The following is a 13,782-nucleotide window of genomic DNA, read 5'->3' on the forward strand; positions in this document are numbered from 1 at the left end:
TGTCAGGACTCGCGGGCTGCCCGCGACACACGCGCCGGGCCGCGGACAGCCGTCGGAGGGCCGTCAGACGGTCGCGGCCGGGGGCTCTCCGGCAGAGGGCTCCTCCACGGGGGTCTCATCCGCAGGGGACGCGTCGGCGGGAGGATTGCGGGTGACGCGGACGCGGGAGACCCGGCGGCCGTCCATCTCGGTCACGGTCAGCGTGACGCCCGGCGCCTCCGCGACCTCGCCGCGCTGCGGCAGGTGACCGAGGAAGGCCATGACGTACCCGCCCAGCGTCTCGTACGGCCCGGCGGGCAGCCGCACCGCCGTCTGCGCGTGGAACTCGTCCAGGTTGACCAGCCCGTCGACCTCCACGTCACCGGCGATCACCCGTACGGCGTCGCCGCTCTCGTCGTACTCGTCGCGGATGTCGCCGACGAGCTCCTCGACCAGGTCCTCCAGCGTCACGATGCCGTCGGTGCCGCCGTACTCGTCCACGACGATGGCGAGGTGGTGGCCCTCGTCGCGCATCTCGGCCAGCGTGGCGAGCACCCGCTTGCTGGCCGGCACGAGCTTGACCGGCCGGATCGGCACGACCTCGCTGATCGGCTCCAGCCGCCCGGTCCTGACCGGGTCGAGAAGGTCCCGTACGTGGACGAACCCGATGACATCGTCGTAGGTGTCGCGGTAGACCGGGAAGCGGGAGTGCGGCATGGCGGCGGCGAGCACGGCGGCCTCGGCGAGCGGCGTGTCGGCGGCCATGAACTCGACCTCGGTGCGGGGCAGCATGACCTCCCTGAGCTGGCGCTTGCCCGCCGCGAACACCTCGGCGATCACGTCGCGCTCGTCCTGGGTGAGCTCCTTGTGCCCCACGACCATGTCGCGCAGCTCCTCGGTCGTCATGGCCGCCCGGTCGGCGGACGGGTTGCCGCCCACCAGCCGCACGATGCCGTTGGTCGACTTCGACAGCACCCAGATCACCGGACGCGACAGTGTGGCGATCCGGTCGAGCAGCGGGGCGGTCAGGAGCGACAGGCTCTCCGCCCGCTGGCGCCCGAGCCGCTTGGGCGCGAGCTCGCCGAGCACGAGCGTGACGTACGAGATGGCGAGCGTGACCGTGACGAACGCGGCGGGCGCGGCGGCGTCCGGCCGCATGCCCCATCCCTCCAGGACCGGGGCGAACTCCGGGCCCAGCGCGTCGGCGCCGAGGGCGGCCGACAGCACCGTCGCCACCGTGACGCCGACCTGGATGGCGGACAGGAAGCGGTTGGGGTCGCGGGCGAGCTTCTGCACCCGCGCGCCGCGGCGTCCCTCGCGGCTCAGACGGCGGATCTGGCTCTCCCGCAGGGAGACCATCGCCATCTCGGCCGCCGCGAAGAACCCGCCGATCAGGATGAATATGAGGACCAGGGCGATGGTCACCGCGACGTTGCTCACGTCTTTTGTCCGTTCGGGTGTCGGGCGTGCCGGCCGGTCGCCGCGATCTCCGCGGCTCGCGGAGATTGCGGTACTGGTGGCATTTAACCCGCTCCTCAGGTCAAGCGCGTAAGCTAGGTTCTGGGCCTACATAATCAAACACTTTCGAACAGGAGCGCACAGTGCGGTTGCTGGTTACTGGTGGAGCCGGGTACATCGGCAGTGTCGTGGCGGCGCGGCTCCTGGAGCGCGGGCACGAGGTCACGGTGCTCGACGACCTGTCGACCGGGCACGCCGACGCGGTGCCGCCCGGCGCGTCGTTCGTGCAGGCGTCGATCACCGAGGCCGGCGGGGTGCTCTCCGAGGGGTTCGACGCCGTGCTCCACTTCGCCGCCAAGTCGCTCGTGGGCGAGTCGGTGGAGCGACCGGGCCTCTACTGGTCACACAACCTGGGCGGCACGCTGGCGCTGCTCGACGCCATGCGGCAGGCCGGAGTGGCCCGGATCGTCTTCTCCTCCACCGCCGCGACGTACGGCGAGCCGGAGCGCACGCCGATCCTGGAGACCGACCCGACCCGGCCCGGCAACCCCTACGGCGCGTCCAAGCTCGCCGTGGACACCGCGCTGACCGCCTTCGCCGGCCTGTACGGCCTGGGCGCGGTCAGCCTGCGCTACTTCAACGTGGCCGGAGCGTACGGCGGGTTCCGCGAGCGGCATACGGTCGAGACCCATCTGATCCCCAACGTCCTGAAGGTGGCGCTCGGCGAGCGGGAGTCGGTGAGCGTCTTCGGCACCGACTACCCCACCCCGGACGGCACCTGCGTCCGCGACTACGTCCACGTCACGGATCTCGCGGACGCCCACCTGCTCGCCCTCGACGCCTGCGCGCCCGGCGAGCACCGGATCTACAACCTCGGCAGCGGCAGCGGCTTCTCGGTGAAGGAGGTCGTCGAGGTGTCCCGGGAGGTGACCGGGCACCCCATCCCGGTGACCACCGCCCCGCGCCGTCCCGGCGACCCGGCCGTCCTGGTGGCGTCGCCGGAGAAGATCCAGCGCGAGCTCGGCTGGACCCAGGCGCACGGCTCCCTGCGCGACATGGTCGCCGACGCCTGGGCCGCCTGCGCCAAACCCGCCTGACCCTCCCGCGGCCGGCGTCCTGGGCTGGTCACGCGCGGCGCAGGGCCACGCGCATGCTGGCCCGGTTGTTGGCCGGCCGGCGGTCGCCGAAGCGGCGCGAGTAGACGGTGGCCATCGTCGCCACGGCGTGCGAGGCCCGGGACGGCACCCGGAAGACCAGCTTGAGCAGCCCCCGCGACCCCGACCTGATCGGCGGCAGCGCGCAGCCGACGAACTGGCGGCTCCGGTGGCAGCGCGCTCCGGTCGCCGACTGGAGCCGGGCCTCCTGCGGCTGGAAGAACACGTAGGCGTCCCGGACGATCCTGGGTCCCCGGTTGCGCACCTCCGCCCGTACGGCGAACCAGTGCCCGGGACGGGTGTACCGGGTGGAGGAGCTGAACCGCATGGCGAGGTCGGCGCCCTCGTCGACCTTGGTCACCGTCTCGGCCGTGTTGTCGGCCTCGTCGTCGTCCAGCACCTCGGAGGTCAGGTCGGCCCGCGCGCGGAGGGGTCCGTGCGCCCCCGGCCGGATCATGCCCGTGATGGTCATGTCCCCCGAGCCGCCGGGCAGGACGTCGTCGGAGGACCGGCAGAGCACCTCGTTGCGGGCGGAGCCGGGCCCGCACTCGGCCACGCCGACGTTCAGGATCTGGAAGTCGCGGGGCAGCCGCACCCGCAGCGTCGGCAGCACCGCGTCTCCCGGGCCCTTGTTGTGCACGCTGACGTGGTAGGTCAGCGGCTGCCCCGGCTGCGCGACCTTCGGCGACGCGGTGATCCCGACCATGAGATCGGCGGTCCCCCACCGCCCCTGCGCCGGCACCGCCCCCGGCGCGGCGAGCGCCGGGTGCGGCGTTCCCGCGACGAAGACACAGACCAACCCCGTGACGACCCTGCGACCCATGCTGCTCCCCCGAAAGCGTGAGATCAATTCAATCGTCCGGGCAGTGCCCGCGACCGCCCGACACGCCGCGTACGGCGCCGCTGACGCGGGGTGGACTCACGCCGTGACCAGGTCCTCCTGCCGCGGCGCGGACCGGTCGAGCCACAGGTTCCGGTTGGGCAGCAGCGCGAGCGCGAGGAGTGCGACCACCGCGCCCACGACCCCGAGCCAGGGGATCACCGTCGCGGTCGCCGCGGCGTGCGCGGCGGGCAGTCCGTGCGCCGGGGCCTCCCGGGCCACCACCGACGCGTACGCCGTGCCCGCGACGGCCAGTGCGACCGAGCCGCCGATCTGCCGGAAGAACGTCAGGTTCGCGCTGGCCGTGCCGACATACCGGGGCGGCACGGACCGCTGGATGGCGACCGTGAGGCCCGACAGCATGGGTCCCATCCCGAGACCGATCAGCGCCATCCACGCGACGAGCAGCGGCTCCGAGGTGCCGGCGGCGAGGTTCGCGCACAACGTCGTGCCCGCCACCAGGAGAGCCGTCGCGGCGACGAGCCAGGGCTTGTACCGGCCGGTGCGGGAGATCAGCGCGCCGGTGACCGCGCTGCCCACCACCATCGCCAGCATCAGCGGGTAGATGTGCAGCCCGGAGGAGGTGGCGCTGAGGCCGCGGGCCTCCTGGAAGTAGCGCGGCAGGAAGACCACTCCCGCGTACATGCAGAACGCGGTGAAGAACGAGGCGACGTTGACCAGCGAGTAGGTGCGGTTCGCGAAGAGATGGAGCGGCACGATGGGCTGCTCCGCCCGGCGCTCGACCATGACGAAGACCACGAGCAGCGCGAGTGACGCGGCGATCGGCCCGATCACCGGCCCGCTCGTCCAGGTGTGGCCGTCCACGCCCTTCTCGGTCAGCCCCACGAGCAGCGCGCTGATCGCGGCGCTGAAGACCGCGATGCCGAGGTAGTCGGGCCGGGCCCCGCCGTGCCCCGGCCGGTGCGGCAGCCGCCACACGATGATCGCCACCAGGACGGCGCCGATCGGCACGTTCACGTAGAAGGCCCAGCGCCAGCTCGCGTGGTCGGTGAACAGACCGCCGAGGAAAGGCCCGGCGAGGTAGCTCAGCGCCATGACCCCGCCGAGGGCACCCTGCACGCGCCCGCCGCGCTCCGGCGGGAACAGGTCGACCACCAACGCGAGCGACAGCGGCAGCAGCGCGCCCGCGCCCAGGCCCTGCAGTCCGCGGAAGGCGATGAGCTGCCCCATGCTCTGCGCGGCGCCGGACAGGATCGAGCCGAGCAGGAACAGCGCCACCCCGGTCAGCAGGAGCGGCTTGCGGCCGTACGCGTCGGACAGCCGGCCGTACAACGGGACCGTGATGGTCGAGGTCAGCAGATAGGCGGTGACCACCCAGGTGTAGAGGCCGGTGCCGCCGAGCTCGCCGACGATCCTGGGCAGCGCGGTGCCGACGATCGTCTGGTCGAGCATCGCGAGGAACATGCCGCCCAGCACGGCGAAGAGGAGGAGTCCGTTCTTGGATTGCATGTGTCGAAGGTGACATGTCAGTGCTTACATGTCAATACGGAGGTATAGTGAGGGGCATGTCCCTGCGCATCGCCCTCCTCGGTCTGCTCACGGCGTACGGCTCGGCGAGCGGCTACGACCTGGCCAAATCGTTCGAGAAGTCGGTGGCCCACGTCTGGCAGGCCGGTCACAGCCAGATCTATCCGGAGCTCGCCAAGATGGCCGCGGACGGGCTGGTGACGGTCGAGGCGGAGGGCGCCCGGGGCCGGAAGATCTACACGATCACCGCCGAGGGCCGCGCCGAGCTGCGCGAATGGCTGCTCGGCCACGATCCCACCGGCCCGGCGCGCAGTGAGGTCGCGCTGCAGGCGTTCCTCATCCCGCTGCTCGACGCGCCGGAGGCGGTGGCCGTGCTGGAGCGGTTCCGGGCCCATTCGGAGCGGAAGCTGGTGCAGCTGGAAGCCCTCTGGACGGCCAAGCACTCGGCGCCCATCCCGGAGGGGACGGCGCGGGTCAAGTTCGGCAATCTCGCTCTGGACCTCGGGATCCGGCAGACCCGCATGGTGCTCCAGTGGGCGGACGACGCGATCGCCGAGATCCGCGCCCAATCCTGAAGCACCCGGTCCTGAACCGCTCGGTCCTGAAGCGCCTGGCCCTGCAGCGCCCGGTCCTGAAGCGGCCGGTCCTGAAGCGGCCGGTCCTGACGCCGGCGCGCGGGCGGGGACTCAGCGGCAGGAGAGCGGAGCCGGGGCCTTCGCCTCGGAGTCGAAGTCGACGTTGCCGAAGTGCTTGCGCAGCAGGCCCCGCATCGTGCCGTCGGCGTACAGGTCCCGGATCGCGCCCTCGACGGCCGCGCAGGTGCGCAGGTCCTTCCTGGGCAGGCCGACGGCGTACCGCTGGGCCCTCAGCCGCACACCGAGCACCGACAGCTTCAGCGCCTCCCTGTTCCCGAAGCCCGCGATGATCAGGTCGTCTCCGGGGACCGCGTCGACCTTCCCGCTGGTCAGCTGGGTCATGCATTGGGCGTAGTTGTCGGCGGGGACCTGCTCGACGTCCACCTTGCCCGCGATGAGCCGGGCCGTCGTGCTCCCGGCGGGCGCGCACATCCGGCGGCCGGCGAGGTCGTCGAGTTTCCTGACGCGTGAGCCGGCGAGCACCAGCAGGTCGGCGTGGGCCGTGTAGTAGGGGCCCGCGAAGGTGACGTCGTCGCCGCGGTTGTCGTCGTAGGAGTACGTCGCGACGACCATGTCCACCACGCCGTCGGTCAGAGCCCGCACCCGTTCGCCGACGCCGATCCGGTGGAAGGTGATGCCGCTCGCCGGGACCTTGAGGCGCCGGGCGATGGACGTGGCGAGGTCGATCTCGAACCCGCTGGACCCCGTCCCCTGCAGCAGGGCGACGCCCGGCAGGTCTCCGCGTACGCCGATGGTCAGCCGCCCGGTGCGCGCCACCTTGTCGAGCACGGACGCGAACGTGGGCCGGGGCTGAGGGCTGCCTGACGACGAGGTGCCCACCTCGCCGGCCTCCCCGACCTCGCCGGTCTCGCCGCCGGCGATCGGAAGGAGGCCCATCTCTCTCGCGACGAGCGCGCCCCCGCCGGCCAGGACGGCGAGCGCGGTCGCGCACGCGGCGATCAGCAGGCCCCTGCGCCGGGACCGCCGGGAGGGCGCCGGCCCCGGGTCGTGCGGCGCCACCGGCCCCGGGTCATGCGGCGCCACCGGCCCCGACCCCTGCGGCGCCGACCCGTGCGACCCCGATCCGTGCAAAGCCGGCCCATGCGGCCCCGGACCCTGCGGTCCCGATCCGTACGCTCCTGACCCCTGCGGCCCTGATCCTTGCTGTCCCGATCCGCGCGGTCCGGTGCCCGGCGGCTCCGATCCGTACGATCCGGTCCCCGGGGGCGTGGGCGGCGAGGAGGCGGTGCCCGTGTCCCCGCCCGCACGCACGTCGGTGCTGACCGCGGGCGACAGGAACGCACGGGCCGCCTCGGTGTCCCAGGTCCCCACGCTCAGCGCGGGGCCGGTGGAGCCCTCCTGCCGGCCGCGCCAGGCCGCGTCGTGAGCCGGGTTGTGGGCCGCGTTGTGAGCTCCGTTCGGGGGGCCGTACCGGGCTCCGCCGGCGGGTTCGTGCGGACCGCCGCCCGCCGCTCCGGCGAACCGGTGCGGGCCGCTCCGGGCGTCACCGCCGGAGCCGCCATACGAGCCGCCGGGCCGGCCACCGTGCTGAGCGCCGGGCTGATCGCCGTACGAGCCGCCGTACCGGCCACTGAGCTCATCACCGTGCCGGCCGCCGGGGTGAGGGGCCGCGCGTCCGGCGAAGGGCTTGGCCGCGGGATCGGCCGCGTGCGCGGCGCCCTCCGAGAGCACCGTCGTGGACGCGTCGCCCGACGCCGTACGGCCGAGCAGGCGCAGCAGGATCTGGTCGGCCGTCGGGCGCTCGTCCGGCGACTTGCGCAGGCACGCCCGCACCACCCCGGCGAGCGGCTCGGGCAGCGTCGAGGTGTCGATCTCGTGGTTGAGGATGCGGTTGAGCACGGCCGCGATCGAGTCACCGCCGAAGACGACCGTGCCGGTCGCGGCGTACGCGATCGTCGAGGCCCACGAGAAGACGTCGGCCGGGGGCCCGACCTTGCCGCCGGAGATCTGCTCGGGGGCCATGTAGGCGGGCGTGCCGATCGCCCGGCTGGTGATCGTGGCGGTCGAGTCGAGGATGCGGGCGATGCCGAAGTCGACCACCCGGGGTCCGTCGACGGCCAGCAGCACGTTGTCGGGCTTGAAGTCGCGGTGGACGATCCCCGCCTGGTGGATGGCGGTGAGCGCGGTGGCCGTGCCGACGGCCAGGCGCTCCAGCGCCGAGCCCGTCACCGTTCCCCGCTCCTCGACCGTCTCGCGCAGCGACCGCCCGTCGATGAACTCGCTGGCGATGTACGGCGTGTCGCCCTCCAGGTCGGCCGCCATTACTCGTGCGGTGCAGAAACTCGCCACCCGCTGGGCGGCCCGCAACTCCCTGGCGAAACGGGACCTGGCGACCGCGTCCCCGGTGAACTTCACGTGCAGCAGCTTGACCGCGGCCTGCTCGCCGGCCTGGTCCTCGCCGAGGTAGACCACGCCCTGGCCGCCCTCGCCGAGACGGCCGGACAGCACGAAGGGACCGAGCCGGGTCGGGTCCCCCGGTTGGAGCGGCGCGATCTGCGGCATCCCCGTTCCCCACGATTCGGCAAAGTACCGGCCAGCAGAACTTTACGGCCCCCGCGCGGCGGTTCCGGCGCCCGATACCACGCCGTGACGTCAGGAAGTCGTGACAATGCGGCGAGTGGTCCCTATCCCCACGTGACGGAAAAGGGCCGCCCGGAATGTCTCCAGACGGCTCCCCTTCCTGTCGGGCCCGAGCCGAGCGGCGACCGGTCAGACGCGGCGCGCTCCGATGGTCTTCAGCCACTTGTCGCAGTTGCCGCACGCCTTGCGGGGTTGCCACACCTTCTTGTCCCAGTTCCACGTCTCGGCGTGGAAGTACAGGTTCTTGCCCTGGACGTCGCTCAGGACCCGAGCGTTGATCGCGTACAGGTACTTGTTCATCGCGTCGACCTCGGCGCAGTTGTCCACCGTCCAATCCTCGCCCTGCCCGACCCTGGAGAGGATCTCCTCCATGACCGGATGCTTACCGCTGCCGGGGAGGTTGGGATACGCGCCGCTCGTCCCGGTGAAGGTCTGCTGCGTGCCGAGGTCGGCCAGGCCGGCGACCACGGTGCCCACCCCACCCTGCGTCCTGGTCGCCTTCTGGGCCTCCGTGCGGGCCTTGGCGATGAAACGCTGGATGGCCTGTTCGGCCTCAAGCCTTCTGGCCTCGGCGACCACCCTGGCCTTCTCCTCCAGGTACCACGTGAACCCGCCGTTCCAGTCGCTCTCGTAGACCCACGTGACGAAGGCCGCCCGCGCCTCCGCCTCGGACTTCGTCTTGTTCACGAGGGCGCTCTCCAGCGCGCCGAGCCTCTTCCACACCTCCTCGGCGGCTGCTTTGGTCTCGCTGGCGAGCGTCGCCGTCCTGAGCCACTGGCCGAGCTCGACGCGGGCCGCGCTGGCCCACTCCTTGACCTTCGTCGTGGGCACCGCTTCTTCGGCGGGGTTGTGTGAGGTGTGCGTCGTCTCTGCCATCGCGCGTCCTTCGTCGAGGGTCTTCGCCTGTGGTGGCCCGGCCCTCGACCAGGGTCGCCGGGAGCCCTCGACATCGGATTGCGGGGCGATACGGGTCCGATTGCCGACGTACGACGCCCGGCGGGGAGGTGTCCCAGTTCTTACGCCGCTCTCCACTGTTGCTGAGCACCGCCATGGCAGGTGTACTGCAGGACACCGGTCCCGTTCCCCAGACCGTACGTCCCGTCCCCCTGGTTGACCTCCATGCACAGGCCGCTGCGCCTGTTCTGGAACAGGAAGTAGCCGTCGCCCATGGCGATCTGCCGCCAGTGCTGCTGAACGCCGTGGTGGCAGGTGTACTGCACGATCCCGGTGCCGTTCCCCAGGCCTGAGGTCCCGTCCGCCTGGTTGGGTTCCAGGCACTTTCCACTGCGGCCGTTGACAAACGAGACGTACAGGACGTTGCCCGCCCCGTCCAACACTTCCGCGAACAAGGTCCACTGTTGCTGAGTGCCGGTGTGGCAGGTGTACTGCACGATCCCGGTGCCGTTCCCCAGGCCGTAGGTCCCGTCCCCCTGGTTGACCTCCATGCACAGGCCGCTGCGCCTGTTCTGGATCCTGATGGGTGGAGCCGCCGCATATGGCGCCGCCGCCCGGGCGAGGCTGACGGATGCGCTGGTCGCGGCGTTCACGGCCGTGGCCCCGCTCCCGAGCAGGAACGGCGCCACCGCGAGAACACCTACGAGGTGGCTTCTTGTGATTGACCTCATCGACTTCCCTCCTGTTCACCGGCCGACTCACGGCCCGCCGCTCAGGGTGCCCCGCCGGTTCTGCCGGCGCATGAGTAACCCCTTGCTCAACTCGCTGAGGAGGGTCGGCGGGCGCGGCCCGAAGACGCGAATCGGCCTCTGCCCGGCGATGGAACCGCGGGCAGAGGCCGATTTTTCTCACATCTAGGCAGACATCTTCTTCTTCAGGTTCTCGTCGAGCGCCGCGAGGAAGTCCTGGGTGGTCAGCCACTCGGCGTCGCCGCCGACCAGGAGCGCGAGGTCCTTGGTCATCTGGCCGCCCTCGACGGTCTCGACGCAGACCTGCTCCAGCTTCTCGGCGAAGTCGATCACCTCGGGCTGGTTGTCGAGCTTGCCGCGGTGCTGCAGGCCCCGGGTCCAGGCGAAGATCGAGGCGATCGGGTTGGTGGACGTCGGCTTGCCCTGCTGGTGCTGGCGGTAGTGCCGGGTCACCGTGCCGTGCGCGGCCTCGGCCTCGACGGTGCGGCCGTCGGGGGTCATCAGCACGCTGGTCATGAGGCCGAGCGAGCCGAAGCCCTGCGCCACGGTGTCCGACTGCACGTCGCCGTCGTAGTTCTTGCAGGCCCAGACGTACCCGCCCTCCCACTTGAGGGAGGCGGCCACCATGTCGTCGATCAGCCGGTGCTCGTAGGTGATCCCGGCGGCTTCGAAGTCGGCCTTGAACTCGCTCTCGTACACCTCGGCGAAGATGTCCTTGAACCGGCCGTCGTACGCCTTGAGGATGGTGTTCTTGGTCGACAGGTAGACCGGGTAGCCGCGGTTGAGGCCGTACCGCATCGAGGCCCGGGCGAAGTCCCGGATCGACTCGTCCAGGTTGTACATGGCCAGGGCGACGCCCGAGCCGGGGAAGTCGAAGACGTTCAGCTCGATCGGCTCTCCGCCGTCCTTCGGGGTGAAGGTCAGCGTCAGGGTGCCCTCGCCCGGCACCTTGAGGTCGGTGGCGCGGTACTGGTCGCCGAACGCGTGACGGCCGACGACGATCGGCTTGGTCCAGCCGGGCACCAGCCGGGGGACGTTCGACATGATGATCGGCTCACGGAAGATGACACCACCGAGGATGTTGCGGATCGTCCCGTTCGGGGACCTCCACATCTTCTTCAGGCCGAACTCCTCGACCCGCGCCTCGTCCGGCGTGATCGTCGCGCACTTGACGCCCACGCCGTACTGCTTGATGGCGTTGGCGGCGTCGATCGTGACCTGGTCGTCGGTGGCGTCGCGGTGCTCAATGCCGAGGTCGTAGTACTTCAGGTCGACGTCGAGGTAGGGAAGGATCAGCTGGTCCTTGATGAACTGCCAGATGATCCGGGTCATCTCGTCGCCGTCGAGCTCGACGACAGGTCCCGCTACCTTGATCTTGGGCATGCGTGGGGTTCCCCTTCTGGTCTGACTGGCCAGCACGTCCTTTTTGAGGCTCACTGGCCGTTGAGGCTATCGGACGGGTGTGGTAAGCCCGCGAACGAGGTCGCGTTGCTCACGAGTCGTGCAGGCGCAGCAGCATGAGCAGCGAGCCGGCCACGAGCGCCGCGCCGAAGGCCGCGAGCGTGATCGCGTCGGTCCGCCTGCCGCGGACCGCGAGCACACCCGCCCGCCGGTCCGGCGTCGCCAGCCGGGCGACGGACCCGGCGAGGAAGGCGCCTCCCATCACCGCTCCGCCGGTGGACACCGGCGCCCCCAGCCCGATCGTGCCCAGGCCGGCGGCCACGCCCGCCACCACCAGCAGGTACGGCCCCCAGGCCGTGCTCTCGCCCGCTCTCACGTCTCTCCCATGCCTGCCGCCGCGCTCCTCGATGTCACCGCTCACCGATGGGCACCCATTTCCGGTCGCGCTCGCCGATGTACTCGCTGTCGGGCCGGATCAGCCGGTTGTCGGCGTGCTGCTCGATCACGTGGGCGGTCCACCCCGACATCCGGCTGACCGAGAACACGGGAGTGAACAGGTCCGTCGGGATGCCCAGGTAGTGGTAGACGGTCGCCGCGTAGAAGTCCACGTTCGGATAGAGGCGCTTCTCCGCGAAGACGACCTCCTCCATCTCCCGGGACATCCGGTAGTAGGTGTCGTCGCCGGAGGCCTCGGCCAGCTCCTCCGACATCCGCCGCAGGTGCGTCGCCCGGGGGTCCTCCGTCTTGTAGACGCGGTGCCCGAATCCCATGATCTTCTCGCCCGCCGCCAGTCTGTCCCGTACGGCCTGGGCGACGCCGCGCGGGTCCAGCGCTTCCAGCGTACGCATGACCTGCTCGTTCGCGCCTCCGTGCAGGGGCCCCTTGAGCGTGCCGATGGCGGCGACGACGGCCGAGTGCATGTCGGACAGCGTGGCGGCGCACACCCGGGCGGCGAACGTCGAGGCGTTCATGGTGTGGTCGGCGTGCAGCACGAGACACGTGTCGAAGATCTCGGCGGCGCGCCGCTCGGGGCGCCGGCCGGTGATCTGGAGCAGGAAGTTCCCGGCGATGCTCAGCTCGGGATCGGTCTCGGGCAGCGTCGCCCCGGTCCGCGCCGCGTGGTAGCGGGCGACCAGGATCGGCTGCTGGGCCGTCAGCCGCGCGGCCTTGCGCAGGTTGGCCTCGGGGGCGTTGGAATCCTTGTCCGGATCCTCCGCGCCGGCCAGGGAGACCAGCGTGCGCAGCGCCTCCATGGGCGTCTGCCTCTCGGCGATCTCGGGGATGTCGCGCTCGACGAGCGTGCCCAGGGCGCGGCCCCGCACCAGCTCCGCGCCGTAGTCGGCGAGCTGCGCGCGGGACGGCAGCGACCCGCGCTGGAGCAGGTGGGCGGTCTCTTCGAAGGTGGTGCGGCCGGCCAGGTCGTGGATGTCGTAGCCACGGTAGAAGAGCCGGCCCGCCTTGCCGTCGATGTCGCTCAGCGCTGTGGACGCGGCGACGACGTCGGCGAGTCCTTTGGTGGGCTTGTCTGCCACCTCTCGGGGGGTTCCACCCCCCAAGTCCCCCCCGTCCGAGGAAGTCTGCTTCATAGTATTTCCTCCGCTTATCTCCGCCCGAAGTCTACCCGTGAGCAGGGAAGAAGCCCCTCAAAGGCCCAGATCGATTTCACGGAGGATTCTGCTTATGGCAAAGGCGATTCCCCCTCGCCACGGGTGGGTAAGCCGCATCTATAGAGAAAGTAACGGCGGGCTACCTGGGGAGGAACTGCCGTGGAGGGGCCGTTCATACGGATCGAGGACAGCGGCGAGGTGGTACCGCTGCGCCCCGACGTCACCACGATCGGTCGTGGCCGGGGCGCGGACATCCGGCTGGCGGATCCGAGCGTGTCACGGCTGCACGCCGAATTCGTCCGTCGTGGGCCCTACCTGTACGTCGTGGACCTGGGCCTGTCCCGCAACGGCACACGGGTGAACGGCAGGCCGATCGCCAGAAGGGTGCTGGACGACGGCGACGTCGTCTCCTTCGGCGCCGCCCGGGCCCGGGTCGGCGGGATCCCGCGTGAGGACCTCGCGCCCGAGGTCGAACTGCGCCGGGCCGCCGCGCCGGAACTGACCCGCCGCGAGGTCGACGTGCTCACCTCGCTGTGCCGCCCCGCCCTGTCGGACGAGGCGTTCGTGGCGCCGGCGACGGCCCGCGAGATCGCCGACGACCTGGTGGTGACCGAGGCGGCGGTCAAGCAGCACCTGCTGCGGCTTTACCAGAAGTTCCGCATCCCGGAGGGCACCAACCGGCGGACCAGGCTGGCCAACGAGGTCGTCGCCCTCGGTCTCGTACGGCCCACGCCGGTCGTGCCGCCGCAGCGAGCGGGCGGACCCGCCGAGCCGGAGCCGCAGCGCACCCCCGTGGGCCGCCGGGCCTCCTGAGCCCCTCACGCACCGGCCGTCAGGAAGTGGCAACCGTCCACCCCCCGGCGGCCGGTGGAGCGTTCCCAACCGCTCCCGGCACCGCCACCCGGCGGTGACAAAAAGCGATTTATGGGCGAATGG

12 protein-coding genes are annotated in these 13,782 nt (G+C 71.2%); 3 read left to right on the top strand and 9 right to left on the bottom strand.

Annotated elements, in window-relative coordinates; all coding sequences use genetic code 11:
* Positions 1-63: 63 nt before the first annotated feature.
* Entirely contained in the window at positions 64-1,419 is a 1,356-nt protein-coding gene (locus F5972_RS02515) for a hemolysin family protein (RefSeq protein WP_150930646.1), read from the bottom strand.
* Between the two features lie 161 nt (positions 1,420-1,580).
* Here F5972_RS02515 and galE point away from each other — a divergent pair, with 161 nt between their 5' ends.
* Positions 1,581-2,534 (top strand): UDP-glucose 4-epimerase GalE, encoded by a 954-nt coding sequence (gene galE, locus F5972_RS02520; protein WP_150930648.1) that lies wholly within the window; start codon positions 1,581-1,583, stop codon positions 2,532-2,534.
* Between the two features lie 28 nt (positions 2,535-2,562).
* Here the strand turns inward: galE and F5972_RS02525 are convergent, their stop codons facing one another.
* Together F5972_RS02525 and F5972_RS02530 are read right to left on the bottom strand one after the other, a co-directional pair.
* A complete protein-coding gene (locus tag F5972_RS02525; RefSeq protein WP_150930651.1) occupies positions 2,563-3,414 on the bottom strand; it encodes a CARDB domain-containing protein in 852 nt (283 codons plus the stop codon).
* 96 nt (positions 3,415-3,510) lie between these two features.
* Positions 3,511-4,941 (bottom strand): MDR family MFS transporter, encoded by a 1,431-nt coding sequence (locus F5972_RS02530; protein ID WP_150930653.1) that lies wholly within the window; start codon positions 4,939-4,941, stop codon positions 3,511-3,513.
* A gap of 56 nt (positions 4,942-4,997) precedes the next feature.
* Here F5972_RS02530 and F5972_RS02535 point away from each other — a divergent pair, with 56 nt between their 5' ends.
* Positions 4,998-5,534: a PadR family transcriptional regulator gene (locus F5972_RS02535; RefSeq protein ID WP_150930655.1), complete on the top strand. Its 537-nt coding sequence runs from the start codon at positions 4,998-5,000 to the stop codon at positions 5,532-5,534.
* A gap of 111 nt (positions 5,535-5,645) precedes the next feature.
* Here the strand turns inward: F5972_RS02535 and F5972_RS02540 are convergent, their stop codons facing one another.
* The 6 genes from F5972_RS02540 to F5972_RS02565 all read right to left on the bottom strand — a co-directional run bounded on the left by F5972_RS02540 (position 5,646) and on the right by F5972_RS02565 (position 12,771).
* Positions 5,646-8,117 (bottom strand): serine/threonine-protein kinase, encoded by a 2,472-nt coding sequence (locus F5972_RS02540; protein WP_150930657.1) that lies wholly within the window; start codon positions 8,115-8,117, stop codon positions 5,646-5,648.
* A gap of 207 nt (positions 8,118-8,324) precedes the next feature.
* Positions 8,325-9,071: a YwqJ-related putative deaminase gene (locus tag F5972_RS02545; RefSeq protein WP_150930659.1), complete on the bottom strand. Its 747-nt coding sequence runs from the start codon at positions 9,069-9,071 to the stop codon at positions 8,325-8,327.
* Positions 9,072-9,211: 140 nt separating this feature from the next.
* Positions 9,212-9,820: an RICIN domain-containing protein gene (locus F5972_RS02550; RefSeq protein ID WP_150930661.1), complete on the bottom strand. Its 609-nt coding sequence runs from the start codon at positions 9,818-9,820 to the stop codon at positions 9,212-9,214.
* 183 nt (positions 9,821-10,003) lie between these two features.
* The gene (locus F5972_RS02555; RefSeq protein ID WP_150930663.1) at positions 10,004-11,221 is read right to left on the bottom strand and encodes an NADP-dependent isocitrate dehydrogenase; all 1,218 of its coding nucleotides are present in this window, start codon (positions 11,219-11,221) and stop codon (positions 10,004-10,006) included.
* 109 nt (positions 11,222-11,330) lie between these two features.
* Positions 11,331-11,660 (bottom strand): DUF3017 domain-containing protein, encoded by a 330-nt coding sequence (locus F5972_RS02560; RefSeq protein ID WP_150930665.1) that lies wholly within the window; start codon positions 11,658-11,660, stop codon positions 11,331-11,333.
* Positions 11,650-12,771: a citrate/2-methylcitrate synthase gene (locus tag F5972_RS02565; RefSeq protein ID WP_150930667.1), complete on the bottom strand. Its 1,122-nt coding sequence runs from the start codon at positions 12,769-12,771 to the stop codon at positions 11,650-11,652. Before F5972_RS02565 ends, F5972_RS02560 begins: the two co-directional genes overlap by 11 nt.
* A gap of 234 nt (positions 12,772-13,005) precedes the next feature.
* Here F5972_RS02565 and F5972_RS02570 point away from each other — a divergent pair, with 234 nt between their 5' ends.
* A complete protein-coding gene (locus F5972_RS02570) occupies positions 13,006-13,659 on the top strand; it encodes an FHA domain-containing protein (protein ID WP_150930669.1) in 654 nt (217 codons plus the stop codon).
* The last annotated feature ends 123 nt before the right edge of the window (positions 13,660-13,782 follow it).

Origin of the sequence: Microbispora cellulosiformans, from assembly GCF_008728085.1 — a bacterium.
Lineage (GTDB): Bacteria > Actinomycetota > Actinomycetes > Streptosporangiales > Streptosporangiaceae > Microbispora > Microbispora amethystogenes.

Coding starts and splice junctions, on each gene's coding strand:
- F5972_RS02545 (WP_150930659.1), bottom strand. CDS start 9,071: ATGGCAGAGACGACGCACACCTCACACAACCCCGCCGAAGAAGCGGTG.
- F5972_RS02555 (WP_150930663.1), bottom strand. CDS start 11,221: ATGCCCAAGATCAAGGTAGCGGGACCTGTCGTCGAGCTCGACGGCGAC.
- F5972_RS02550 (WP_150930661.1), bottom strand. CDS start 9,820: ATGAGGTCAATCACAAGAAGCCACCTCGTAGGTGTTCTCGCGGTGGCG.
- F5972_RS02525 (WP_150930651.1), bottom strand. CDS start 3,414: ATGGGTCGCAGGGTCGTCACGGGGTTGGTCTGTGTCTTCGTCGCGGGA.
- F5972_RS02540 (WP_150930657.1), bottom strand. CDS start 8,117: ATGCCGCAGATCGCGCCGCTCCAACCGGGGGACCCGACCCGGCTCGGT.
- F5972_RS02535 (WP_150930655.1), top strand. CDS start 4,998: ATGTCCCTGCGCATCGCCCTCCTCGGTCTGCTCACGGCGTACGGCTCG.
- F5972_RS02530 (WP_150930653.1), bottom strand. CDS start 4,941: ATGCAATCCAAGAACGGACTCCTCCTCTTCGCCGTGCTGGGCGGCATG.